This window comes from Pantoea pleuroti, from assembly GCF_014156615.1.
Classification (GTDB): Bacteria; Pseudomonadota; Gammaproteobacteria; order Enterobacterales; family Enterobacteriaceae; genus Pantoea; species Pantoea agglomerans.
Genome location: NZ_SBFD01000009.1, coordinates 34,820 through 59,940 on the forward strand (window position 1 = coordinate 34,820; position 25,121 = coordinate 59,940).

Genomic DNA, 25,121 nt, shown 5'->3' on the forward strand with positions numbered 1-25,121 from the left:
CAGTTTGCGAGCCAGCCTCTCCGGTTCGCGGGCATTGTCGCGCAGGGAACCGCGGCAATGCCGTTAGCGCATTGATTGCAAAGGGTGACAGTGTGGACAAAGCCGAAGCGCCGCAAGAAAAAAAGCAGTATCAGGAAATTGGTCAGCACCTGCGTCAGCAGATCTGTGACGGGCACTATCCGGTGGGATCGCGCCTGCCGCCTGAACGTCAGCTGGCTGAAACCTGGGGCGTCAGCCGGACCATCGTGCGCGAGGCATTATTGATGCTGGAGCTGGAAGGTACGGTGGATATCCGCCAGAGCTCCGGCGTCTATGTGATGCGTATTCCTTCCGCCAGTGATGATGAAGAAGAGGCCTTCTTCCGCAGCGACGTTGGCCCGTTTGAAATGCTACAGGCACGTCAGTTGCTGGAGAGCAATATTGCAGCCTTTGCCGCAAAAATGGCGACCAAAGCGGACATCGAAAATCTGCGCCGAACGCTGGAACAGGAGCAGCGTGCCATCGCCGCCAACGACAGCAGTCAGGACAACGACAAGTTGTTTCATCTGCTGCTGGCGGGTGCCAGTCAGAATCAGATGCTGCTCGATACCGTCACCAGTATCTGGCGACATCATGACAGCAGCCCGCTCTGGCAGCAGCTGCGCCCGCAGTTTGAAACCCGCGCCTATCGCCTGAAGTGGCTTGGCGATCACCAGACAATCCTGGCCGCTCTGCGTCGGCGTGATGTGATGGGGGCCTGGCAATCTACCTGGCAGCACCTTGAGAACGTCAAGAATACGCTGCTGGAACTTTCCGATGCCGATGCGCCTGACTTTGATGGCTTCCTGTTTGATTCAGTCCCGATCTTTCAGGGGAAACTGATGTGATCGAGATTGTATCGCTCAGCGATGCCCCCCAATTTGCCGATCAGATCATTGACTGGCAGTGGCGCGCATTTGGTGAAGCCACCAGCCGGGCGTTCTTTGCCAGTGTGGTGAACAGCAGCCTTATCGGTGCTGATTTTCCGGTGACTTTCGTTGCCGTGGAGGGGGACAGGGCAGTCGGCACGGTGGGATTCTGGCGCTGCGACCTGATCAGCCGTCAGGATCTTTTCCCCTGGCTGGCGGCGCTCTATGTTGATGAGTCGGTGCGCGGCAAAGGTGTCAGTGAGGCGTTGCAGCAGCATGTCATCGCCTATGCACAGGCACGGGGCTATCCACGGTTATGGTTATGGTCAACGTTTGGGGGCTACTACGAACGTTATGGCTGGCTGCCACAGGGCGAAGCGCTGGAGTATCCCGCTAAGCCGGTAAAACTCTATTATCGCGACCTGTAAGAGATGCCAGCCGCCATCGCGGCAGCTGGCAACAGAACGCTCAGGGAGCCGGATAGGTATAACGACGGTGGATCGCCTCAATGCCTTCCAGGATCTCTGCATTTAAGGTCAGATTGAAGCTGTCGATATTGATCTGCAACTGTTCAGGCGTGGTGGCGCCCAGCAGCGTGCTGGCCACAAACGGCTGCTGACGCACATAGGCGAGAGCCATCTGCGACGGGTCGATCTGATGCTGCTGAGCCAGTGCTACATATTCGGCAATCGCCTTTTGTGACTGCTCGCCGCTGTAGCGGGTAAAGCGGCTGAACAACGTGTTGCGTGCACCCGCAGGCTGTGCGCCATTCAGGTATTTACCGCTCAGCGTACCAAACGCCAGGCTGGAATACGCCAGCAGCTCTACGCCTTCATGCTGGCTGATTTCGGCCAGACCTACTTCAAAGCTGCGGTTCAGCAGGCTGTAGGGATTCTGAATGCTGATAATGCGCGGCAGTTCATGCTTCTCCGCCAGCTGCAGATAGCGCATCACGCCCCACGCGGTTTCGTTCGACACCCCGATATAGCGGATCTTACCGGCGCGCACCTGTTCGGTCAGCGCTTCCAGCGTCTCCAGCAGCGTCACCTGAGCGGTGGTTTCGCTGTACTGATAGCCGAGCTTGCCAAAATAGTTGGTCTGACGCTGTGGCCAGTGCAGCTGGTAGAGGTCAAGGTAGTCAGTATTCAGGCGTTTCAGGCTGGCATCGAGTGCTGCGCGGATGTTTTTACGGTCCAGTGCCATATCCGGGCGAATCGACGCATCATTGCCACGTGAAGGCCCGGCCACTTTACTGGCCAGAATGATTTTGTCGCGGCTGCCGCGCTGTTTAAGCCAGCTGCCAATATATTGTTCGGTCAGACCCTGGGTTTCCGGACGCGGGGGCACCGGATACATCTCGGCAGTATCAATAAAGTTGATGCCGGAACGGATAGCTAAATCCAGTTGAGCATGGGCGTCGGCTTCGCTGTTCTGTTCGCCAAACGTCATGGTGCCCAACCCCAGCTGACTCACTTCCAGCGTGCTGTGGGGAATACGATGATAGTGCATTGCCAGCTTCCTTTTCTTTATGGAATGGAATGTTGTGTCCTCAGGGACTATAGCGCGAGCAATGGCGGGGAAGGAAGGGGGAAAAGTCGGGGAAATCACCTGCCAGCCGGGAATCGGTGGCAGGCGATTAAATCGGGCACTTAACGTTCAATGATCGTCGAAACCTCATCGCTGTTAATCTGCACCATATGACCTGTCTGGTCTGTGTACTCCACCAGACCGGTCTCTTTATCGATGCTCGGCTTGCCTTCGGTCATGATCATCCGGCCATCTTTGGTCGCCATGACATAATCAGAACTGCATCCACTTAAGAATGCGGCGGTTACCATCACCAGTGCTACTCCTGTCAACCCTTTCATCACGCCTAATCCTCACAAATGGTCAAGTGCAAACAGTGTAGTAATAAATGGTTTTGCCGGCGGGGTTAATCGTAGAAATCTGAAAATAACCGGGCGAGCAGGCTCGCCCTTGACTTTATCAGGCGTGCTTTTTCTTACTGCGCATCAGGTTAAGACACTCAACCGCCATTGAGAAGAACATAGCGAAATAAATGTAACCTTTCGGTACGTGGACCGCAAAACTCTCCAGAATCAGGGTGAAACCGACCAGAATCAGGAAAGAGAGAGCCAGCATTTTCACTGAAGGATGGCGGTCAACAAACTCACCGATCGCGCGAGCAGCGAACATCATCATCAGCACGGCAATAACCACCGCCGCCATCATAATGAACAGATGATCGGAGAGGCCGATCGCCGTGATCACTGAGTCGAGGCTGAAAATAATGTCGAGCATCATGATCTGCACAATCGCACCCAGGAAGGAATGGACGCGGGTGTTGTGTTCGCCTTCGCTGCCTTCGATCGTTTCATGGATCTCCATGCTCGATTTCCACAGAAGGAACAGTCCGCCGAACAGCAGAATCAGATCGCGCGCCGAGAACGCATGATCCATCAGCGTAAAGAGCGGATTAGTCAGACGGGCTACCCACGCGATAGAAGCCAGCAGGCCAAGACGCATCAGCATCGCGCCCATCAGACCAATGCGACGCGCGCTGGCTTGCTGGTGTTTTGGTAGTTTAGCGACCACCAGCGACAGGAAAATGATGTTATCAATACCCAGCACCACCTCAAGGATGGTCAGGGTGCCCAGCGCCAGCCAGGCGTTGGGATCGGAAATCCACTCAAACATACCGACATTTAATCCTAAACGAAAAGTAAACGGCGATTATACGCATTCAATTCGCCGATCTCCCACAAAATTGCGACACATCAACGCGGGTGGCGACGTTCAGAGGAGAAAATGACGCGCCAGCAGGGGCCCGGTGAAGCTTTTCTTCAGGTAGAAACCGCGCGGCAGCGTCATGATTGGCTGGCCCTGATCGCCGATTCCTTCTGTCAGCGCTTTGCTATTGGCGGCTTTGGGCCGGATTTGCAGCCAGGCACCATGTCGCGCGGTAATCTGCTCTACGCGACCCAGCACAATCATATCCATCAGCTCTTCCCAGTCCTGCCGCAGCATCTCATCTTCTTCCGCATCGGGGCTCCATAACAGCGGCGCGCCGACACGGCGTTCCCGCAGCGGAATCTCACGCCCGCCTTCAACCGGGATCCACAATACCCGCGCCAGCTTGTGGCGCACATGGCTGGTGAGCCAGGTCACGCCGCTGTTGCCGGTCAGAGGTGCCACGCAGACAAAGGTGGTTTCCAGCGGTTTACCCTGCGCATCAATCGGGATAGTTTTCAGTTCGATACCTAGATGGGCAAAGTCCTGCTCCGCTTTGCTGCCTGCGCTGGCACCAAGATGCCACTCCAGCAGCATGCCGACCCAGCCCTTGTCGCGTTTGAGATCCGCAGGCATGGGCAGACCGGCGCGCGCGGCCAGGGTTTCCAGGGTCAAACCGGCTAAATCCTGCGCGCGTGCCAGCAGGCTGGCTTCATCTTCGGGTGGTCCTGGCTGGTAACTCATGGTGAACACTCGCAATGATTAAAATTTGTACAACAGCAGGTGAGTCACGTTTCTCACTTAAATAATCCGCGTCAGGGATCGATAATAACATGATAGATCGTGCTTTTTTTAGCGGATTGCACGCTCGCCGCCCTAAGTGCTTCAGGGTTATCCCAGCTTACCCGCAACAATGAACAGGATCTCCAGCCCGGTTATCCACAGAAAAATGGGATAACCACCGACTGAGTGCGGTACTGGTTCCATTTACAGCCTTGACTTTTCACGATCTGGCCATAATTTCGCCGCTCTGGCCTAACCCTGAGCGATTATCTGTGGATAAAAAGCAGTGTGCTTATATTTTAAGCAATTGTCAGTTGCCATGAAAATATTCACTGTTTATGAAAGATTTATCGATAAGATTTTTGATTTAATATCATTAAAAATCAGATGGATGTGTTGTTATCTTTTTTCGGCTCTCCAGTGCGCATGGAAAAGGTTATTCAGATAACTCCCGCGTTCTGCACAAAGCTATCCACAGAAAAGGTGAATAAGATCGATCTTTTTCACGGTCATTGTTTATAACTTTGCCATTTTCTGTGAGTTATCCCGACGCTGATGGCTTAACCCCCCGTGAATCCAGTGGTTTACCGCCTGTAAGGAGTGTGAAACAATCAGCTCATTCAAATTTTGCTTTGAGGTAGTCCGGTGATCGATGATGATGGCTACCGCCCGAATGTTGGTATCGTAATCTGTAACCGGCAGGGACAAGTGTTATGGGCCAGGCGCTTTGGACAGCACTCCTGGCAATTTCCTCAGGGAGGCATCAATCCCGGTGAAACCGCAGAACAGGCGATGTATCGCGAACTGTTCGAAGAGGTGGGATTACACCGGAAAGATGTTCGAATACTTGCCTCTACACGTAACTGGTTACGCTACAAGTTGCCAAAACGTTTGGTGCGTTGGGACACAAAGCCGGTATGTATCGGCCAGAAACAAAAGTGGTTTCTTCTGCAGTTAATGTGTAATGACGCGGATATCAATGTGCAGCACAGCAGCACGCCCGAGTTCGATGGCTGGCGCTGGGTCAGTTTCTGGTATCCGGTGCGTCAGGTTGTCTCCTTTAAGCGCGACGTTTATCGTCGGGTGATGAAGGAATTCGCTGGCGTGGTGATGTCCATGCAGGAGAGTGCGGGGCAGCGAAATAATCCTGCCCATCGACGTAAGAGAGGATAGGCCACGCCCTTTATGCTCACTCAGTTGCGCGAAATTGTAGAAAAAGTGGCGAGTGCGCCGCGTCTCAATGAAGCACTCGACATCCTGGTTAATGAGATCTGTCTGGCGATGGATACGGAAGTCTGTTCCGTTTACCTCGCCGACCACGATCGTCACTGCTACTACCTGATGGCGACGCGCGGGCTTAAAAAACCGCGTGGCCGCACCGTGACCCTGGCGTTTGACGAGGGGATCGTCGGTTTAGTGGGCCGTCTGGCCGAACCGATTAACCTTGCTGACGCCCAGAGTCATCCCAGCTTTAAATATATCCCCGCAGTGAAAGAGGAGCGCTACCGCTCCTTCCTCGGCGTGCCGATTATCAGCCGTCGCCAGTTACTTGGCGTGCTGGTAGTACAGCAGCGCGAGCACCGTCAGTTTGATGAAAGCGAAGAGTCGTTTCTGGTCACCCTTGCCACCCAGATGGCGGCATTGCTGTCGCAGTCGCAGATGGCCCAGCTGTTTGGTCAGTTCCGGCAGACGCGGGTGCGCGCGATTGCAGCTGCGCCTGGCGTGGCGGTGGCACCGGGCTGGGTAGATGAGACGCAGCCACTGCTCGATCAGGTTTCGGCTGCCTCAACGCTGGATGTTCATCGCGAACGTGAGCGTCTGTCGCTCGCCATGAGCGAAGCCACCAGTGAATTTCGTCGCTTCAGTAAACGCTTCAGCGCCAGCGCTCAGAAAGAGAGTGCGGCCATTTTCGACCTTTACTCTCACCTGTTAACCGATGCCCGCCTGAAAAAAGATCTGTTCGATGAGATCGAACGCGGATCGGTCGCCGAATGGGCAGTGAAACAGGTGATCGAGAAGTTTGCTGAACAGTTTGCCAGCCTGACGGACACCTACCTGCGTGAACGTGCAGGCGATCTGCGGGTGCTGGGTCAGCGCCTGCTGTTTCACCTTGACGATACGCTGGTCGGCACCAATGCCTGGCCGGAACGCTTTGTGCTGGTGGCCGATGAGCTGACTGCCACCACCTTAGCTGAGCTGCCGCATGAGCGGCTGGCGGGCGTGGTGGTGCGTGACGGCGCAGCCAACTCCCATGCGGCGATTCTGACCCGCGCGATGGGGATCCCGACCGTCATGGGCGCTGATATCCAGCCCCATCAGCTCAACAAACGTTTGCTGATCGTCGACGGTTATCGCGGTGAGCTGTTGATCGATCCCGAGCCGGTGCTGGTGCAGGAGTACCAGCGTTTGATCAGCGAAGAGAATGCGCTGAGCAAAATGGCGGAAGGCGTGGTCGATCAGCCCGGTGAGCTGAAAAGCGGCGAGCGCGTGCAGGTGATGCTGAATGCCGGATTAAGCCCGGAGCATGAGCAGACGCTGGGCAACTGGGTGGATGGCATCGGACTCTACCGCACCGAAATTCCGTTTATGCTGCAGAACGGCTTCCCGTCGGAAGAGGAGCAGGTGGCACAGTATCAGGGCATGTTACAGCTGTTTCACAACAAGCCTGTGACGCTGCGGACCCTGGATGTGGGGGCAGATAAACAGCTACCCTACATGCCGATCAGTGAAGAGAATCCCTGTCTGGGCTGGCGCGGCATCCGCCTGACGCTTGACCAGCCGGAAATTTTCCTGGTGCAGGTGCGCGCGATGCTGCGTGCTAACGCCGCATCCGGCAACCTCAGTATTCTGCTGCCGATGATCAGCCATATCGACGAGATCGACGAAGCGAAAAAGCTGATCGATCGCGCAGGACGCGAAGTCGAAGAGATGCTGGGCTATACGATCCCCGCGCCGCGCATCGGCATCATGATTGAAGTGCCGTCGATGCTATTTATGATCCCGCATCTGGCGTCACGGGTCGATTTTGTCTCGGTTGGCACCAACGATCTGACCCAGTATCTGCTGGCGGTGGATCGCAACAACACCCGCGTGGCCAATCTCTACGACTCGCTGCATCCGGCGATGCTGCGCGCACTGAATACGATTGCGCAGGAAGCCCGTCTGGCCAATCTGGAACTGTGCCTGTGTGGTGAAATGGCTGGCGATCCAATGTGCGTGGCGCTGTTGGTCGGGCTGGGATATCACCATCTCAGCATGAACGGCAAAAACGTACCGCGGGTGAAATACCTGCTGCGCCATCTGGATCACGAAGAGGCGCAGCAGCTCAGTGAGCAGGGGATGAATGCTCATACCGCCACCGAGGTTCGTCATCTGGTCTCGACCTTTATGGAGCGTCGCGGGCTGGGTGGATTAATCCGCGGCGGTCGCTAAGCGCCACTTCAGGCTATTTTATTTGCCATTCTGGCCCCGGGCAGTGCTCACACAGGCTGCTTTAGCAACCTGAACGCCCGTCAGGGCGGCCCTGAAGGGGCGAGCACAGCGAGTAATCCTCACGTACTACGTGTACGCTCCGGTTGTTGCGCGCTGTCCGTGACCAGACTGGTTGCAACAATGTACGCCTGACGGGTCAGACTCTGGGCGTTATCCGCGTTTACATTTGCGGGACAATTCACAAAACCGGCTGTGCTATGATGCGCAGCCTTAATTTATGTGCCTGACAACGCCCCTTTTCAGGGTTGAAAAATAGACGGTGAATGATGAATAACGGCTATATTGCATTTCCGCAGTTCGATCCGGTGATCTTCTCGATTGGACCGGTTTCGCTTCACTGGTACGGTCTGATGTATCTGGTAGGCTTTGTTTTCGCCATGTGGCTGGCTGTCCGCCGCGCCAATCAGCCGGGCAGCGGCTGGAAAAAAGAGGAAGTGGAGAACCTGCTTTATGCCGGTTTCCTGGGGGTCTTCCTGGGTGGACGCATCGGCTATGTGCTGTTCTACAACTTACCGCTGTTCCTGGAAAATCCACTCTATCTGTTCAAAGTCTGGGATGGCGGCATGTCGTTCCACGGTGGCCTCATCGGGGTGATTGTCGTCATGCTGGTCTTTGCCCGCCGCACCCGACGTAATTTCTTCCAGGTGGCTGATTTCATTGCGCCGCTGATCCCGTTCGGTCTGGGTGCCGGTCGTCTCGGCAACTTCATTAACGGTGAGCTCTGGGGCCGTGTCGATCCGGGCTTCCGCTATGCCATGCTGTTCCCTGGCTCCCGCAGCGAAGATGTCGCGCTGGCTGCCACCAATCCGCAATACCAGGCGCTGCTCAACACCTACGGCGTGCTGCCGCGTCATGCTTCGCAGCTCTATGAACTGGCGCTGGAAGGGATAGTACTGTTTATCATCCTGAATCTGTTTATTCGTAAGCCACGCCCGATGGGCAGCGTCTCAGGCCTGTTCCTGATTGGCTATGGCGCCTTCCGTATTATCGTTGAGTTCTTCCGCCAGCCGGATGCCCAGCTTGGCCTGTTTGAAGGCGGAATCAGTATGGGACAGATCCTCTCTGTGCCAATGATTATTGCCGGTATTATAATGATGATCTGGGCGTATCGTCGTCGCCCGCAGCCACAATTTCGCGAGGAAAAATGAAACAGTATCTGGATTTAATGCAACATGTGCTGCACGAAGGCACGCCAAAAGCTGACCGTACCGGCACCGGTACGCTTTCAATTTTTGGTCACCAGATGCGTTTCAATCTGCAGGATGGTTTTCCGCTGGTCACCACCAAGAAATGTCATATCCGCTCGATTATTCATGAGCTGCTGTGGTTTCTGAAAGGCGATACCAACATCGGTTATCTCAAAGAAAACAACGTCTCCATCTGGGATGAGTGGGCGGATGAGAATGGCGATCTCGGCCCGGTTTATGGTAAACAGTGGCGCAGCTGGGGAACGGCCAGCGGCCAGGAGATTGACCAGCTAAGCCAGGTGATGGAGCAGCTGAAGCGCGATCCCGACTCACGCCGGATTATCGTTTCTGCCTGGAACGTCGGCGAGCTGAGCGAGATGGCGCTGGCCCCTTGCCACGCGTTCTTCCAGTTCTACGTGGCGGATGGCAAACTCTCCTGCCAGCTTTATCAGCGCTCGTGCGACATCTTCCTGGGCCTGCCGTTTAACATCGCCAGCTATGCGCTGCTGGTACATATGGTGGCGCAGCAGTGCGATCTGCAGGTGGGTGACTTCGTCTGGACCGGCGGTGATACCCACCTCTACAGTAACCATCTGGAGCAGGCGCGCCTGCAGCTGACCCGTGAACCGCGTCCGCTGCCATCACTTGTTATCAAACGCAAACCGGCGTCACTGTTTGACTATCAGTTCGAAGATTTTGAGATTGAAGGCTACGATCCGCATCCCGCGATCAAAGCCCCTGTCGCCATCTGATTCGCGATAAAAGATAACGCCCTGGCACTTCGCCGGGGCTTTTTTTTGCCCGCCAACCGGTAAATCTGCGGCAACGCTCGCACGCTTCTGCCAATTGATGCTGTTGGGGAAGCTTCTCTGCGACGTGCTTTCCAGCCTGACAAACCGCGCCTTGTTTCATCTGTTCATCACCCGCACTCTGACACCATGAAAACAGCACACTTACGCGGTTTCACCCTGCCGGAACTGCTGCTGGTGATGGTGATTGCCGGCATGCTGAGTCTTGCCGCGCTGCATGGCTGGCAGCGCTGGCAACAGCGGCAGCAACTGCGCGACAGCGCTCAGCAACTACAGGGATTCCTGCTTCGGCTGCGTGCCCAGGCCAACCGGCAAAATAGCGACCTGATTTTATGGTCACGGCCTGGCGATCCCTGGTGCATCGGTGCCGGAAGCCGCCCCGTTGCAGGCTGTGATAGCCGAAAACGGCTGCAATTCGTAGCGCCGCACGCTGGCGTTGCGCTCTATGACATCCGGGGTGAACCGGGCTTCTATGGCCGACGTAATGTGGCCCGGGCGGGCAGCATTGAGTTGGGTAACAGCACCGGACGAATGCGGCTGATTATCTCGGCAAGAGCCCGTATTCGCCTCTGCATGACGGATGAGGAGACGTGCCGTTGAAAATGGCCGGATTCAGCCTGCTGGAGATGCTGATCGCCCTGGCAATCAGCGCCGTCGTGATGTTAAGTGCTGGCCGTTTTCTGCCGCTGCTGCTGGCAGAGAACGCCGGCGTGCTGCAGCGGGCGCAGCTGCGTCAGGAGTTACAGCAGATGATGGCGACGCTGGAAAAAGCGGTGCGGCGTGCCGGTTATTGTCACGGTGAGTGTGGCAGTGGGGCGCTGCAAATCAGAGAGAATTGCCTGCTGCTGCGCTGGGATGAGAACAGCAACGGAAAATGGGAAGGGGTGAGCCATGCAGAGAGTGACTATTACGGTTATCGCCTGCGACAACAGCAGCTTGAGATGCAGCGAGGTGTTGACCAGTGTCAGTCAGCGGGCTGGGAGCGGCTCTCCGATCCCGCATTTATGACGCTGGAGAAGTTCAGCGTCAGCCAGCAGGGCGCGCAGGTCAGGTTTGTGCTGCAGGGACGGGCCGGACGCTGGCTTGAAACGGTGGAGAGCTGGGTTGAGGCAGATAACCTGTGAAGCAGCGAGGCAGCAGCGCCCTGGGCATGGTGTTGATGATTATGGTCATCGGCAGCTTTACGCTGCATGCCAGCCGTAAGATGTCTGAGCAGGGAATGCGACTGCTGGCGGATGAGCAGCAGTTTATTCAGGATTTCTGGCGGGCGCAGTCTGCGCTGCAATGGGGCTTCTCCCTGAGCTGGTCAGCCAGTGAGGCGGCCAGCTGTCAGCAGGATGATCGCCAGGGCTGGCGCAGCTGTTTACAACGAGGTGAAAAGGATGAAGGTCTGCTTAAAGGGGAGGCCAGCGGCAGTGGTATGGCGGTCTGGCAGTGGGTGCGGTTACGGGGCAATCAGATTACCGCGTTGCCGCACGGCTGGATCGATTACTGCCCGCTCACGCCCCCGGCCACCTGCCAGTAAGCGCGGTGGATTCAGCCTGCCGGAAGTGTTGTTTGCTCTGCTGTTAATGGCATTAAGCAGCAGCACGCTGTTGCACTATCATCGCGCCCTGGCACTGGGATTCAGCCAGCAGTGGTATCAGCGTGAGGCATGGCGGGTGGCTGAGCAGCAACTGATGGGACATGAGAGTCCCGGCTGGACCTCAATACTGCAACAGCAGAGCGGCCCTTCAGGTTGCACCCTGGATCGGGCTGACGTGACGGGGCCTTATCAGCGCAGTGCCACCCTGACGCGGCTGCGATGTTAACTCTCCCCGGTCGCCCTTTTGATGGGTTTCAACCGCGATACGCGGTAAAGTGACAGAGCCGCAATACCGCAGTCACGTTCTGAGTTATCACAGGAGTTTTCATGTTTCACGTTTATCACTCAAATCAGCTTGATGTGCTGAAGATTCTGGCGGCTGCGGTGATTAAACATGACCCTCTTGATGATCCTTTCGCCTCAGAAATGGTGCTGGTGCAGAGTCCGGGTATGGCGCAGTGGCTGCAGATGGAGCTGGCGCAAACCTTTGGTATTGCTGCTAATATCGAATTTCCGCTGCCCGCCAGTTTTATCTGGGAGATGTTCGTCCGCGTCCTGCCCGATATCCCGGTAGAGAGTGCTTTCAGTAAGGCCAGCATGGGCTGGAAGCTGATGCACCGGCTGCCGGAGATGCTGAAGCACGAAGAGTTTGCTTCTCTGCGCCACTATCTCCATGACGACGGCGACAAGCGTAAACTGTTTCAGCTCAGCTCCCGCGTGGCCGATCTGTTCGACCAGTATCTGGTCTATCGTGCCGACTGGCTCAACAGCTGGGAGCGTGGCGAAACCATTGAGGGGCTGGGCGAGGCGCAGCGCTGGCAGGCCGCCCTGTGGCGCGATCTGGTGAGTTATACCCAGGCCCTGCGCCAGCCTGAATGGCACCGCGCCAACCTCTATGCGCGATTTATCCAGACGCTGGATCAGGCGAAAAGCACGCCGGAAAATCTGCCCAAACGGGTCTTTATCTGTGGCATCTCTGCGCTGCCGCCGGTCTATCTGCAGGCGTTGCAGGCGCTGGGACGTCACATCGACATTCATCTGCTGTTCACCAATCCCTGCCGCGATTACTGGGGCGATATTCAGGATTATGCGTTTCTGGCGAAACTACAAAGTCGTCAGCGCCGACGCCATGGTGCTGATGAATCACGCGGACTCTTCCGGGATGCTGAGCAGGCACCGGCGCTGTTTAACGATGCCGGTGAACAGCAACTGACCAACCCTTTGCTCGCCTCCTGGGGCAAGCTGGGGCGTGACAACCTGTTTCTGCTGAGTCAGATGGAGTCAAACGACGACATCGATGCTTTTGTCGATGTGGAGCCGGACAACCTGCTGCACTGTATGCAGCACGATCTTCTCAATCTGCAGGATAACGCCATCATCGGACTGAATGCGGCGGAACTGGCACACAGCGATCAGAAGCGCTGCCTGGATCCGGAAGATAGGTCAATTGCGGTGCAGGTCTGCCACAGTGCCCAGCGCGAAGTTGAAGTGCTGCAGGATCATCTGCTGGCGATGATGGAGGCCGATCCGACGCTGAAAGCACGTGACATCATCGTCATGGTGGCGGATATCGACGCCTACGCCCCTTTTATTCAGGCGGTGTTCGCCAATGCACCTGCCGATCGCTATCTGCCGTTTGCGATTTCAGATCGCCGTGCCAGTCAGGCTCATCCGGCCATTGTGGCGTTTTTGCATCTGCTGGCACTGCCGGACAGCCGTTTTGTCTCGGAGGATGTGCTGGCGCTGCTCGATGTCCCGGCGCTCGCTTCCCACTTCGCCATTGATGAAAGCGGCCTGCGTTTACTGCGGCGCTGGGTCAGCGAATCGGGGGTACGCTGGGGGCTCGATGATGCCAGCGTAGAAGCTCTGTCACTACCGGTTACCGGCCAGCACACCTGGCGCTTTGGCCTGCAGCGTATGCTGCTGGGTTATGCGATGGAGAGCCACAACGGTGACTGGGAAGGAATTCTGCCTTATGACGAGTCGGGTGGTCTGGTGGGGGAGCTGGCGGGACATCTGGCCGAGCTGCTCTCCCGGCTTAATCACTGGCGGCAGCTGCTTGCCGAACCCCGGCCACTGGCGGCCTGGCTGCCCATGTGCCGGGAACTGCTCAATGCCTTTTTCAGCCCCGATGCAGAAACCGAGGCCGCCTTGCTGCTGGTGGAAGAGCAGTGGCAGCAATTGATTGAATATGGCATGGATGCGCGGTTTGAAGAGGCGATTCCGGTGGCGTTGTTGCGCGATGATCTGCGTAGCCGGCTTGATCAACAGCGCATCAGTCAGCGTTTCCTGGCGGGGCAGATTAACTTCTGTACCCTGATGCCAATGCGCTCCATTCCTTTTCAGCTGGTCTGTTTGCTGGGCATGAACGACGGCGTCTATCCCCGAACTTTAGCACCGTTAGGTTTTGATCTGATGCAGCAGCAGTCCCGCAAAGGCGACCGCAGTCGCCGCGATGATGACCGCTATCTCTTCCTGGAGGCGATGATTTCGGCGCAGCAGCAGCTCTATATCAGTTATATCGGCCGGGCGATTCAGGATAATACGGAACGCTACCCCTCGGTGCTGGTCACAGAACTGCTGGATTACATTGGACAGAGTTTTTATCTGGACGGTGATGGCCATCTTGAGCTGGATGAGAGTGCCGAACGGGTGCGGATGCACCTGCAGCACCTGCACAGCCGGATGCCGTTTGCCGCCGAAAACTTCCAGCCTGCTGCCAGACTGCAAAGTTTCGCCCGTGAGTGGCTGCCTGCTGCGCGGGGCGCGGGGCAGCCCCAGCCCGATTTTGTGCAGCCACTGGAGGCGCCGTTAATTGATGCGCTCACGCTGGAGGCATTTCTGCGCTTCTGGCGACATCCGGTCCGGGCCTGGTTCCACCAGCGGCTTGGCGTGAGTTTCTGGCTGGAGGAGAACGAACTGCCCGACAGCGAGCCGTTTGCGCTCGACAACCTTGAGCGTTATCAGATCAACTCGCAGTTGCTGAATGCGCTGGTCGAAGGCGAGGATACTCAGCGGCTCTATGCGCACCATCGTGCGGCCGGTAATCTGCCTTATGGCGCGTTTGGTGAGCTGTTCTGGCAGGCACAGCGCGATGAGATGCAGGAAGTAGCGGCAGAAGTGGTCACCCAGCGCAGCGACGGCGAGAGCTGGGAAGTGAATCTGCAACTGGAGCAGGTCAGCTTAACCGGGTGGCTGACGCAGGTTCAGAGTGATGGATTGCTGCGCTGGCGGCCTGGCGTACTCAACATGAACGACGGACTGCTACTCTGGCTGGAACATCTGGTCTACTGCGCGCTGGGCGGCACCGGCAGCAGCCGGATGTTTGGCCGGCAGCAGAGCCGCTGGTGCTTCCTTGCCGTGTCGCAGGCAGAGGCGATTGCTGCGCTGAATGAGTATGTCACGGGGTATCTCGCGGGTATGCGTCAGCCGCTGATGCTGCTTAATAAAAGTGGCGGCGCATGGCTGACCGCCAGCTACGACAAAAAAAGTCAGCAGTTACTGACTGATGAGGCAACCCAGCTTAAGGCGCGTAATCGCCTGCTGACGGCCTGGTCAGGCAACTATCAGCTTGAGGGTGAAGGCAGCGATCCCTATCTGCAACGTCTTTGCCGGGTGCTGGATGAGCCACAACTACAGCAGATAACTGAGGCGGCACAGCGCTGGTATTTACCGGTGCTGGCTGCACATCAGGATGATGAATAGCCGATCAGAAGGCGTTTTTGCTGACTGACTCATTACACAGAAATTTTGCTCTGCTTTGAGCCGCCGCGTCCGACATTGGCGGTTTATCGGGAAACGAGAGGGGTTTACATGCGGGTACACGCACGCTGGATAGCGGTGCTAATGTTAAGCCTGGTGGCTTGCACAGCGCCGGCGCAGGCATCATCAGGCTGGCAGCCGGTTAACGACACTATTCGCAAAAGTGAACAGGATCCCCGCCACTATCAGGCTATCCGGCTTGATAATGGGATGACGGTATTACTGGTTTCCGATCCTGTGGCACCTAAATCGCTGGCGGCGCTGACGCTGCCGATAGGATCGCTGGACGATCCCGATCAGCAGGCGGGACTGGCGCACTACCTTGAGCATATGGTGCTGATGGGTTCAAAGCACTACCCGCAGCCCGACAACCTGGCTGAATTCCTGAAAAAGCATGGCGGCAGCCACAACGCCAGCACAGCCTCCTACCGCACCGCCTTTTATCTGGAAGTGGAAAATGACGCGCTGGAACCGGCAGTTGATCGCCTGGCGGATGCGGTGGCTGAGCCGCTGCTGGATCCGGTTAACGCTGACCGCGAGCGCCACGCCGTGAATGCCGAGCTGACCATGGCGCGCTCGCGCGATGGCCTGCGTATGGCCCAGGTCGGCGCAGAAACCCTGAACCCGGCGCATCCGGCGTCACGTTTCTCGGGCGGCAATCTTGAGACCCTGAAAGATAAGCCAGGCAGCAAACTGCACCAGGCGCTGCAGGACTTTTATCATACGCATTACTCCGCCAATCTGATGAAAGCGGTGATCTACAGCAACAAACCGCTGCCGGAGATGGCGTCGATTGCGGCTAAAACCTTTGGCCGCGTGCAAAATCATGACGCCAGCGTGCCGGAGATTACGGAGCCGGTGGTGACCGATGCGCAGCAGGGCATCATCATCCATTACGTTCCGGCCCAGCCGCGCAAGCAACTCAAAATTGAATTCCGCATTGCCAACAACAGCGATCGGTTCCGCAGTAAAACCGACACGCTGATCAGCTATTTAATCAGTAACCGCAGCAAAAACACGCTGACTGACTGGCTGCAAAAACAGGGACTGGCCGACGGGGTGAATGCGGGTGCTGACCCAATGACCGAGCGTAACAGCGGCGTGTTTGCGATTACCGCGTCACTGACTGATAAAGGGCTGGCGCAGCGCGATCAGGTCGTGGCGGCGATATTCAGCTACATCAATCTTCTGCGTCAGCAGGGGGATGATAAGCGCTATTTCGATGAAGTTTCGCATGTGCTGGCGCTCGACTTCCGCTATCCCTCAATTACCCGCGATATGGATTACATTGAATGGCTGGCCGACACCATGCTGCGCGTACCGGTTGAACATACGCTGGATGCACCTTATCTGGCGGATCAGTACGATGCCGCCGCGATTAATGCCCGGCTGGAAGAGATGACCCCGCAGCATGCGCGTATCTGGTACATCAGCCCGCAGGAGCCGCACAACAAAAAAGCCTATTTTGTGGATGCGCCTTATCAGGTTGAGAAGATCACCCCACAAACCTTTGCAGACTGGCAGCAGCGCGCCAGCCAGATTACGCTGGCGATGCCCGTGCTGAACCCCTATATCCCGGACGACTTTACCCTGCTGCCGTCAGACGGCAAAACGTATCAGCATCCGGTGAGACTGGATAACCAGGACGGTATGCGCATTTACTGGATGCCGAGCCGTTATTACGCCAGCGAGCCAAAAGCGGCGATCACCCTGGCGTTACGCAATAAGCACACCATCAGTGATGCCCGTCAGCAGGTGCTGTTTGGCCTGAATGACTACCTTTCCAGCCTGGCGCTGGACGAGCTAAATTCACAGGCTTCAGTGGGCGGTATCAGCTTCTCAACGGGTGAAGATGAAGGGCTGGTGTTCAGCGCCAACGGCTTCACTCAGCGTCTGCCGACCCTGCTGAAGAAACTGGTGGAAGGTTATGCCACTTTCCAGCCAACAGAACAGCAGCTGGAGCAGGCGAAATCCTGGTATCTCGAGCGGCTGGACGCGGCGGAAAAGGGCAAAGCGTTTGAACAGGCGATTCAGCCGATGCAACTGCTGTCGCAGCTGCCATATACCCAGCGCGAGGCTCGCCGCAAGCTGGTAAGCACACTCTCACTTAAGGATGTCACTGACTATCGCGATACGCTGTTCCGCGACGCGACCCCGGAGATGCTGGTAGTGGGCAACCTCAGTGCTGACAGCGTGACGCAGCTGGGGCATGAGCTCAAACAGCAGATGCAGAGTCATGCGATCCGCGACTGGCACAGCCAGTATGTCTCGATTAAAAAACCGCTGAAAGCCAACCTGCAACAAAAAGGCAGCAGCACCGACTCCGCCCTTGCCGCGCTCTATGTTCCACTGGGATACAGTGAATATCAGAGCATGGCGCACAGCTCCATGCTGAGCCAGATTGTGCAGCCGTGGTTCTACAATCAGCTGCGGACCAAAGAGCAACTCGGCTACGCGGTGTTTGCCTTCCAGATGCCAGTGGGTCGCCAGTGGGGGATCGGCTTCCTGCTGCAAAGTAACAGTAAGCAACCGGGCTGGCTGTTGCAGCGCTATCAGGCCTTCTACCCGCAGGCGGAAAAACGTCTGCGCAGTATGAGCCAGGCAGACTTTGCCCAGTATCAGCAGGCGATGATCAATGATTTGCAGCAGCGTCCTCAGACGCTCTTTGAGGAAGCGGATCGCTTCAGCCGCGACTTTGATCGGCAGAATGATCAATTTGATACCCGGCAAAAAATGACAGAGCAGGTTCAGCGGTTAACCCCGGCCAGCCTGGCAGACTTTTTCCGGCAGGCTGTGATCGAACATAAGGGCATGGTGATGACCTCGCAGATTGCGGGCACCGGCAATGGCAAAGTTGAGTTTGCCCGTCAGCCTGGCTGGAAAACCTGGAGTGAAGTGGCACAACTGCAGCAGTCGCTGCCGGTAAAGAGTGAGATCCAATGACGCAGTTACCTCCCGTATCGCTGAATCCTTTAACGCTGCCGCTCAAAGGTGAGCGGCTGATTGAGGCGTCAGCGGGCACAGGAAAAACCTTTACCATTGGTCTGCTCTATCTGCGCCTGCTGCTGGGGCTGGGCGGTGAAAACGCCTACAGCCGGCCGCTCTCTGTCGAAGAAATTTTAGTCGTGACCTTTACCGAGGCCGCGACCGCCGAATTGCGCGGGCGCATCCGCGAGAATATTCATCAGCTACGTCTGGCCTGTATCCGTGGCAAAAGCAGCAATCCGATGCACCAGTTACTGCTGGAGCAGATGCCGGATCTGAGTCAGGCCGCCGCGCAGTTGCTGGCTGCCGAGCGGCAGATGGATGAAGCCGCCATTTTCACCATTCACGGCTTCTGTCAGCGGATGCTGAATCTCAATGCCTTTGAGTCGGGCATGCTGTTCGAGCAGGAGTTGATTGAAGATGAGCAGGCGCTGCTGAAGCAGTCGGCCGCCGATTTCTGGCGTCGTCAGTGCTATCCACTGAGTCTGGATGTGGCGCGGATCATCGCCGCAGAGTGGAGCGGGCCGGACAGTCTGCTGGCCACGCTGCGCCCCTGGCTACAGGGGGAGTCCCCGGGGCTGAAACGTCCGCCTGCCGCCGATGAGACGCTGGCATCACGGCACGCCCGCAATCTGGCGCGCATCGAGGCCATCAAGCAGCAGTGGCAGGCGCTCAGCGCCGATGTTGAGGGCATTATCACTGCATCGGGCGTTGATAAGCGCAGCTACAGCAGTAAACATCTGCCCAACTGGGTCGCCCGCGTCACGCAGTGGGCCAGCAGTGACACGCTGGATTATCAGTTGCCCAAAGAGCTGGAGCGCTTTGGACAGCAGGTGCTGGAGGAGAAAACTAAAAAGGGCGAAGCGCCGCGTCATTCGCTGTTTGAGGCGATCGATCAGTTTCTGGCAGAACCGCTGTCGCTGCGGGATGTCATCATTGCGCAGGCGCTGACCGATGTGCGCGCCACGGTGCAGCGCGAGAAACGCTTACGTGCGCTGTTAGGCTTCGACGATCTGCTCAGTAAACTGGATGAAGCGTTGCAGCAGCCAGGCGGCGTTTTGCTGGCAGAAACCATCCGGGCGCGTTACCCGGTGGCCCTGATTGATGAATTCCAGGATACCGATCCGCAGCAGTACCGCATCTTCCGCACCCTCTATATTAATCAGCCTGAACAGGCACTGTTTCTGATCGGCGATCCCAAGCAGGCGATCTATGCGTTTCGCGGTGCGGATATTTTTACCTATCTGCGGGCCAGAAACGAAGTCAGCGCTCACTACACGCTCGATACCAACTGGCGTTCATCACCTGAGATGGTCGGGAGCGTCAACCGCCTCTTTTCTCAGCTCGATTCGCCTTTTCTGTTCTCGGCGATCCCCTTTCAGCCGGTTAAGCCTGCTGCGCCCAATCAGTCACTGAAACTGATTTTTGACGAGCAGCAGCAACCGGCGTTACGGTTCTGGCTACAGCCTGGCGAGGGCGTCGGTAACAGCGATTACCAGCAGTTTATGGCACAGCAGTGTGCGGCCGATATCAGCCGCTGGCTGGTGGCCGGACAGCAGGGGAGGGCCCGCCTGGGCAAAGGCGAGGTGCTGCAGCCGGTGCGGGCTTCCGATATCACCGTGCTGGTGCGCAGTCGCAATGAGGCCGGTTTAATCCGTGACGCGCTGAATGCGCTGGCGATTCCTTCGGTCTATCTCTCCAGCCGGGACAGTGTCTACACCACGCCGGAAGCGCGCGAACTGCTCTGGTTACTGCAGGCGATACAGACACCTGAGCAGGAACGTCTGCTGCGCAGCGCGCTGGCGACCTCAATCTTTGCTATTGATGCAGCAACGCTCGACGCGCTGACACAGAATGAACGCGAGTGGGATGCGCTGGTTGAGCAGTTTGCCGTCTGGCAGCAGCTCTGGCATCAGCGCGGCGTGTTACCGATGCTGCGTGATGTGATGATCAAGCGGCAACTGGCAGAGAATATGCTGGCCTCGGAGAACGGTGAACGTCGCCTGACCGATCTGATGCATCTGGGCGAACTGCTGCAGGAAGCTTCGGTGCAGCTGGAGAGTCCGCACGCCCTGGTGCGCTTCCTGGCGCAGCAGATAGCCCGGCCAAACAGCCAGGCCTCCAGCCAGCAGTTGCGTCTGGAAAGCGACCGCCATCTGGTGCAGATCATCACCATCCATAAATCGAAAGGACTGCAATATCCGCTGGTCTGGCTGCCATTTGCTGCCGGGTTCCGCGAGGCGGCCAGCGCGCTTTATCACGATCGCGACACGTTCACGGCACTGCTGGATGTACAGGGTGATGCACAAAGTCTGGCGCTGGCCGAAGAGGAGCGCCTGGCGGAGGATCTGCGTCTGCTCTACGTGGCGCTGACCCGTTCGGTCTATCACTGCAGCGTCGGCATTGCGCCACTGATCAAAGGCACCCGCAAAAAAGAGGGCGAAAGCGATCTGCATAAGAGCGCGCTGGGCTACCTGGTGCAGCAGGGCGAGGCGGCGGATGCGCAACAGCTCAGTCAGCGACTGAATGCGTTAACCGGTGAAGGGATTGCGCTGGTTGAAGAGGGGCTGCTGCCGGGAGAAATGTGGCAGGATGCGCAGCTGGGTGATGAGGTTTTAAGCAGCCGCGACATTACGCGCGCGCTGGCTGACGTCTGGCGGGTAACCAGTTATTCAGGCCTGCAACAGCATCACAGCTCGCCGCTGCTGGATGCGCTGCCCAACTTTGATATTGATGCCGCGGGCGAAGAAGAGAAGGGTGAAGAGGCTGCATTGACACCCCACCACTTTCCGCGCGGAGCGGCACCCGGTACGTTTTTGCACGGTCTGTTTGAGTCGATCGACTTTACCGAACCGCCGGACAGCGTCTGGCTGGAAGATCAACTGCAGCATAATGGCTATCCGCTGAGCTGGTTGCCGGTTCTGGAACAGTGGATTGACCGGGTCTTACATACGCCGCTCAATGCTGAGGGGCTGACGCTGTCGGCGATAAAAAGCAGCGAACGCCTGATCGAGATGGAGTTCTATCTGCCAATCAACAATCTGCTGACCGCGGCGGATCTTGACGCTCTGCTGCGCCGGCACGACAGCCTCTCTCAGCAGGCCGCCCCCCTGGATTTTCGTCAGGTGCGGGGCATGCTGAAGGGCTTTATCGATCTGGTCTTCCGCTGGCAGGGAAAATATTATCTGCTCGACTACAAATCGAACTGGCTGGGGGATAGCCACGCCGCTTACACGCCAGAGGCGATGGCGCAGGCGATGATTGGCCACCGCTACGATTTGCAATATCAGCTCTATACGCTGGCGCTGCATCGCTATCTGCAGCATCGTTTGCCGGACTACGACTATCAGCGTCATTTTGGTGGGGTGTTTTATCTGTTTTTGCGCGGGATGGATGGCAGCTCGCCGGACAACGGCATTTTCACCACCCGACCTGCCGAAGCCTTTGTGGAAGAAATTGATGCACTGTTTGGTGAAACCGGGGAGATGTTATGAGTGACATGCTGAGTCTGCTGCTGCAGGCGGTAGAGAAGCGTCTCCTGCGGCCGCTGGATATACAGTTTGCCCGTCTGGTGGCCCCGGAATCACAGCCTGGGCTGCTGCTCGCTGCGGCCTGCGTCAGCGCTGACGCGGGTGAGGGGCACGTCTGTTTACCGCTGAGCAACCTCTGCGAAGCGAATCTGTTCGCTGGTCGCCAGCCTGCGCTGGCTCAGGCGATCTGGCAGGCCGCTGGTGCGCCGGAAGACTGGCCAGCACGCTTTGCTGACTGGTCGGCTGTCAGTGATGGCAGCCTGGTTACGCCGCTGGTGCTGAGCAACCAGCGTTTATATCTGCATCGACTGTGGCAAAGCGAAGGCCGGGTCGCCGACTTCTTCGCTGCGCAGGAAGTGAAAACCGCGTTTGATATGCATGCTGCAGGCGACGTGCTGAACAGCCTGTTTGACGACCAGCCGGAGAACTGGCAGAAAATTGCGGCGGCCGTGGCGCTGACCCGCAAGACTGCGGTTATTTCCGGCGGGCCGGGTACCGGTAAAACCACCACAGTGGCGAAACTCCTCGCTGCCCTGATTCGTCTGAATCCCGGTGCACTGCGGATTCAGCTGGCGGCACCGACCGGCAAAGCCGCCGCGCGACTGACCGAGTCACTGGGCAGCGCACTGCAGGAACTGGCGGTCAGCGACGAAGAACGCCGGCGTTTTCCTGCCGAAGCCACCACGCTGCATCGCCTGCTGGGCGCACAGCCCGACACCCAGCGGCTGCGCTACCATGCCGGTAACCCACTGCATCTTGATGTGCTGGTGGTTGATGAAGCGTCGATGGTCGATCTCTCAATGATGGCAAAACTGATCGCCGCGCTGCCTGCCCATGCCCGCGTCGTGTTTCTGGGCGATCGCGATCAGCTGGCCTCGGTTGAAGCCGGTGCAGTGCTGGGCGACATCTGCCGCTGCACCGAAAGCGGCTACAGCCTGGCGCGGGCAGAACAGCTCGGCCTGCTGACCGGCTGCACACTGCAGGGCAGTGATGATGTGCAGGCACCCGCAGTCCGTGACAGTATCTGTCTGTTGCAGAAGAGTTATCGTTTTGATGACTCATCAGGCATCGGCCAGCTGGCAAAAGCGATCAACCGTGGCGATGCAGAGCAGGTCAGGGCGGTGTTTGCTGCGGCTTATCAGGATATCAGTTACCAGCCGCTGAACAGCGCTGACGCGTATCAGGCGATGCTGGATGAGGTAGCCCAGGGTTATCAGCCCTTCCTGCAGCTCATCAGACAGCAGGCGCCGCCCGCAGAGGTGATTGCCGCTTTTGGCCGTTATCAGCTGCTGTGTGCATTACGTGACGGGCCATTTGGCGTGCAGGGTCTGAACCAGCGTATTGAGCAGCGACTGATGCAGCTGCAGCGCATCCGTCGTCCTGGCATGGGCAGCCGCTGGTATGAAGGGCGTCCGGTGATGATCACCCGAAATGACAGCGCGCTCGGCCTGTTTAATGGCGATATCGGCATGACGATGCGGGATGAAGAGGGCAACCTGAAGGTCTTTTTCCCGCTGCCGGATGGATCGATCAAGGCGATTCAGCCGAGCCGGTTACCCTCACATGAAACGGCCTGGGCGATGACGGTGCACAAATCACAGGGATCGGAGTTTGACCATACCGCGCTGGTGATGCCCACGCAGTTTCTGCCGGTGCTGACCCGTGAACTGGTCTATACCGCGATTACACGTGCACGGCGGCAACTGACCATCTACAGCGAACCCGGCATATTTCAGCGTGCCGTGCAGCTGCAAACGCAGCGACGCAGCGGTCTGGTGGAGCGACTGGGGGAAACTGGCTGAGAAGAGAGGGGACAGGGCACGCGGGTGGTGCCTGTCCCTTACTGAATCAGGTAAGGTCGGCCATCAACACTTTTGAACGGCGCTGATAGTTATACATCTCTTTTTTACTCTCGGGCAGCGACTCAATATCTACCGGCGTAAAGCCGCGTTCCTGGAACCAGTGGATGCTGCGGGTGGTTAACACAAACAGTTTTTCCAGCCCCATCTGGCGTGCCTGAAGTGCCACGCGCTGCAGCAACATCTCACCGCGTGAAGAGCTGCGATAGTCAGGATGAACCGCCACACAGGCCATTTCGCCAATCTTCTCATCCATAAACGGATAGAGTGCTGCACAGGCGATGGTCAGATTATCGCGCTGAATGATGGTGAACTTATCAATTTCCATTTCCAGCTGCTCGCGCGAGCGACGCACCAGAATACCCTGCTGCTCCAGCGGACGGATCAGTTCGAGGATGCCGCCGATATCATTGATATTGGCGCGACGGATCTGCTCTGCCGACTCCATAACGATCTGGGTACCGATACCGTCGCGTGAGAAGAGCTCCTGCAACAGTGCACCATCTTCCTGATAACTGATTAAATGGCTGCGGCGTACACCACTGCGGCAGGCTTTCACCGCACCACGCAGGAAGCGGACAGTCCCGGAAAGATAATCGCCTTCCTTTTCAATCTCGTCGATACGAGCCTGCGCATCATTCGGGAAGAGCTCGGAGATGATTTCACCTTCGCTGTTCAGCACGCCCTGCTCAGAGCAGAAGCCGATCATTTTTTCCGCTTTGAGTTTAATTGCCAACTGGGTAGCCACTTCTTCCGAAGTCAGGTTAAAGCTTTCGCCGGTAACAGAAACCGCAACCGGGCCCATCAGCACAATCGCATCGTTATCCAGCTGACGATGAATGGCCTCTTCATCAATACGACGGATACGGCCGCTGTGACAGTAATCCACGCCATCATCCACGCCCAGCGGCTGTGAAATAATGAAGTTGCCGCTGACCACGTTGATATGCGCGCCCTGCAGCGGCGTATTATTGAGACTCATTGAGAGGCGGGCCGTGATATCTAACTGCAGCCGGCCGGCGGCCTGCTTCACTAACTCCAGCGATTGCGCGTCGGTGACCCGGGTAAACTTATGATAAACCGGCTCCAGCTGCTGCTGAGCCAGGCTGGCATCAATCTGCGGGCGCGCGCCATACACCACGACCAGGCGAATGCCCAGGCTGTGCAGCAGGCCGATATCATTAACAATGCCAGAGAAGTTCTCATGCTCAATCGCTTCGCCACCCAGCATGATGACAAAGGTTTTACCCCGGTGGGCATTGATATAGGGAACGGTATGGCGAAAACCCTGAACCAGTTCGGTACTACGTTCCTTCACGGCCAACCCTCAGTGAATGTTTATTCGTATTTTTTGTATTTTTATGCTTTTACGCCCGGTTTTGCAAGTCTTAATCCTGACGAAAATTTACGTTTTTCTGGGTGTCAAAGCCGCTAACAGCCTGCATTATTTAAGGTTTCCGGGGTGACATCATGCTGCGGATTGGATAAAGTTTTCGCCGCCATTTTAGTAAC

The 25,121-nt window shown here is 57.1% G+C and carries 19 protein-coding genes; 14 read left to right on the top strand and 5 right to left on the bottom strand.

Annotated features, from left to right (window positions below):
* The first annotated feature begins 92 nt into the window (after positions 1–92).
* Both EPG66_RS18295 and EPG66_RS18300 read left to right on the top strand, forming a co-directional pair.
* Positions 93–866, top strand: coding sequence for an FCD domain-containing protein (locus EPG66_RS18295; protein WP_031593704.1), 774 nt, complete (start codon positions 93–95; stop codon positions 864–866).
* Positions 863–1,315, top strand: coding sequence for a GNAT family N-acetyltransferase (locus EPG66_RS18300; protein WP_039389297.1), 453 nt, complete (start codon positions 863–865; stop codon positions 1,313–1,315). The genes EPG66_RS18295 and EPG66_RS18300 overlap by 4 nt, the downstream gene beginning before the upstream one ends.
* 40 nt (positions 1,316–1,355) lie before the next feature.
* On the opposite strand, the gene EPG66_RS18305 is transcribed toward EPG66_RS18300, so the two are convergent.
* The 4 genes from EPG66_RS18305 to mutH form a co-directional block, all read right to left on the bottom strand.
* A complete protein-coding gene (locus EPG66_RS18305) occupies positions 1,356–2,396 on the bottom strand; it encodes an NADP(H)-dependent aldo-keto reductase (protein WP_010248659.1) in 1,041 nt (346 codons plus the stop codon).
* Between the two features lie 140 nt (positions 2,397–2,536).
* On the bottom strand, positions 2,537–2,755 hold the full coding sequence (locus tag EPG66_RS18310) for a YgdI/YgdR family lipoprotein (protein WP_069025335.1): 219 nt from the start codon (positions 2,753–2,755) through the stop codon (positions 2,537–2,539).
* A gap of 118 nt (positions 2,756–2,873) precedes the next feature.
* The gene (locus EPG66_RS18315) at positions 2,874–3,584 is read right to left on the bottom strand and encodes a TerC family protein (RefSeq protein ID WP_010248654.1); all 711 of its coding nucleotides are present in this window, start codon (positions 3,582–3,584) and stop codon (positions 2,874–2,876) included.
* A gap of 99 nt (positions 3,585–3,683) precedes the next feature.
* Positions 3,684–4,361, bottom strand: coding sequence for a DNA mismatch repair endonuclease MutH (gene mutH, locus EPG66_RS18320; protein WP_010248652.1), 678 nt, complete (start codon positions 4,359–4,361; stop codon positions 3,684–3,686).
* 684 nt (positions 4,362–5,045) lie between these two features.
* Here mutH and rppH point away from each other — a divergent pair.
* From rppH to recD, 12 genes are all read left to right on the top strand, one after another.
* Positions 5,046–5,573, top strand: coding sequence for an RNA pyrophosphohydrolase (rppH, locus tag EPG66_RS18325; RefSeq protein ID WP_009087042.1), 528 nt, complete (start codon positions 5,046–5,048; stop codon positions 5,571–5,573).
* Between the two features lie 12 nt (positions 5,574–5,585).
* Entirely contained in the window at positions 5,586–7,832 is a 2,247-nt protein-coding gene (gene ptsP / locus EPG66_RS18330) for a phosphoenolpyruvate--protein phosphotransferase (protein ID WP_010248647.1), read from the top strand.
* Positions 7,833–8,158: 326 nt separating this feature from the next.
* Complete coding sequence (gene lgt / locus EPG66_RS18335) at positions 8,159–9,040, top strand: prolipoprotein diacylglyceryl transferase (RefSeq protein WP_010671040.1); 882 nt, start codon at positions 8,159–8,161, stop codon at positions 9,038–9,040.
* Entirely contained in the window at positions 9,037–9,831 is a 795-nt protein-coding gene (gene thyA / locus EPG66_RS18340) for a thymidylate synthase (protein WP_010248642.1), read from the top strand. Before lgt ends, thyA begins: the two co-directional genes overlap by 4 nt.
* Positions 9,832–10,017: 186 nt before the next feature.
* Complete coding sequence (locus tag EPG66_RS18345) at positions 10,018–10,488, top strand: prepilin-type N-terminal cleavage/methylation domain-containing protein (RefSeq protein ID WP_031593708.1); 471 nt, start codon at positions 10,018–10,020, stop codon at positions 10,486–10,488.
* Positions 10,485–11,012 (top strand): prepilin peptidase-dependent protein, encoded by a 528-nt coding sequence (locus EPG66_RS18350; protein WP_143991094.1) that lies wholly within the window; start codon positions 10,485–10,487, stop codon positions 11,010–11,012. The genes EPG66_RS18345 and EPG66_RS18350 overlap by 4 nt, the downstream gene beginning before the upstream one ends.
* Complete coding sequence (locus tag EPG66_RS18355) at positions 11,009–11,413, top strand: DUF2509 family protein (RefSeq protein ID WP_033758709.1); 405 nt, start codon at positions 11,009–11,011, stop codon at positions 11,411–11,413. The genes EPG66_RS18350 and EPG66_RS18355 overlap by 4 nt, the downstream gene beginning before the upstream one ends.
* A 25-nt stretch (positions 11,414–11,438) precedes the next feature.
* Positions 11,439–11,699, top strand: a complete 261-nt coding sequence (locus EPG66_RS18360; protein WP_370513289.1) for a prepilin-type N-terminal cleavage/methylation domain-containing protein — start codon at positions 11,439–11,441, stop codon at positions 11,697–11,699.
* A 101-nt stretch (positions 11,700–11,800) separates the two neighbouring features.
* Positions 11,801–15,178, top strand: a complete 3,378-nt coding sequence (gene recC / locus EPG66_RS18365; protein WP_182687723.1) for an exodeoxyribonuclease V subunit gamma — start codon at positions 11,801–11,803, stop codon at positions 15,176–15,178.
* A 108-nt stretch (positions 15,179–15,286) separates the two neighbouring features.
* Positions 15,287–18,178: a pitrilysin gene (gene ptrA / locus EPG66_RS18370; protein ID WP_115758840.1), complete on the top strand. Its 2,892-nt coding sequence runs from the start codon at positions 15,287–15,289 to the stop codon at positions 18,176–18,178.
* Complete coding sequence (gene recB, locus EPG66_RS18375; protein WP_182687725.1) at positions 18,175–21,714, top strand: exodeoxyribonuclease V subunit beta; 3,540 nt, start codon at positions 18,175–18,177, stop codon at positions 21,712–21,714. The genes ptrA and recB overlap by 4 nt, the downstream gene beginning before the upstream one ends.
* Positions 21,711–23,552, top strand: a complete 1,842-nt coding sequence (gene recD / locus EPG66_RS18380) for an exodeoxyribonuclease V subunit alpha (RefSeq protein WP_031593715.1) — start codon at positions 21,711–21,713, stop codon at positions 23,550–23,552. The genes recB and recD overlap by 4 nt, the downstream gene beginning before the upstream one ends.
* A gap of 46 nt (positions 23,553–23,598) precedes the next feature.
* Here the strand turns inward: recD and argA are convergent, their stop codons facing one another.
* Positions 23,599–24,927, bottom strand: a complete 1,329-nt coding sequence (argA, locus tag EPG66_RS18385; RefSeq protein ID WP_010248624.1) for an amino-acid N-acetyltransferase — start codon at positions 24,925–24,927, stop codon at positions 23,599–23,601.
* Positions 24,928–25,121: the final 194 nt, after the last annotated feature.

What these genes read in the sequence shown, in the direction of transcription:
- ptsP (WP_010248647.1), top strand. Translation starts at nt 5,586, where the DNA reads ATGCTCACTCAGTTGCGCGAAATTGTAGAAAAAGTGGCGAGTGCGCCG.
- EPG66_RS18345 (WP_031593708.1), top strand. Translation starts at nt 10,018, where the DNA reads ATGAAAACAGCACACTTACGCGGTTTCACCCTGCCGGAACTGCTGCTG.
- EPG66_RS18305 (WP_010248659.1), bottom strand. Translation starts at nt 2,396, where the DNA reads ATGCACTATCATCGTATTCCCCACAGCACGCTGGAAGTGAGTCAGCTG.
- EPG66_RS18315 (WP_010248654.1), bottom strand. Translation starts at nt 3,584, where the DNA reads ATGTTTGAGTGGATTTCCGATCCCAACGCCTGGCTGGCGCTGGGCACC.
- recB (WP_182687725.1), top strand. Translation starts at nt 18,175, where the DNA reads ATGACGCAGTTACCTCCCGTATCGCTGAATCCTTTAACGCTGCCGCTC.
- EPG66_RS18310 (WP_069025335.1), bottom strand. Translation starts at nt 2,755, where the DNA reads ATGAAAGGGTTGACAGGAGTAGCACTGGTGATGGTAACCGCCGCATTC.
- ptrA (WP_115758840.1), top strand. Translation starts at nt 15,287, where the DNA reads ATGCGGGTACACGCACGCTGGATAGCGGTGCTAATGTTAAGCCTGGTG.
- recC (WP_182687723.1), top strand. Translation starts at nt 11,801, where the DNA reads ATGTTTCACGTTTATCACTCAAATCAGCTTGATGTGCTGAAGATTCTG.
- mutH (WP_010248652.1), bottom strand. Translation starts at nt 4,361, where the DNA reads ATGAGTTACCAGCCAGGACCACCCGAAGATGAAGCCAGCCTGCTGGCA.
- thyA (WP_010248642.1), top strand. Translation starts at nt 9,037, where the DNA reads ATGAAACAGTATCTGGATTTAATGCAACATGTGCTGCACGAAGGCACG.
- recD (WP_031593715.1), top strand. Translation starts at nt 21,711, where the DNA reads ATGAGTGACATGCTGAGTCTGCTGCTGCAGGCGGTAGAGAAGCGTCTC.
- lgt (WP_010671040.1), top strand. Translation starts at nt 8,159, where the DNA reads ATGAATAACGGCTATATTGCATTTCCGCAGTTCGATCCGGTGATCTTC.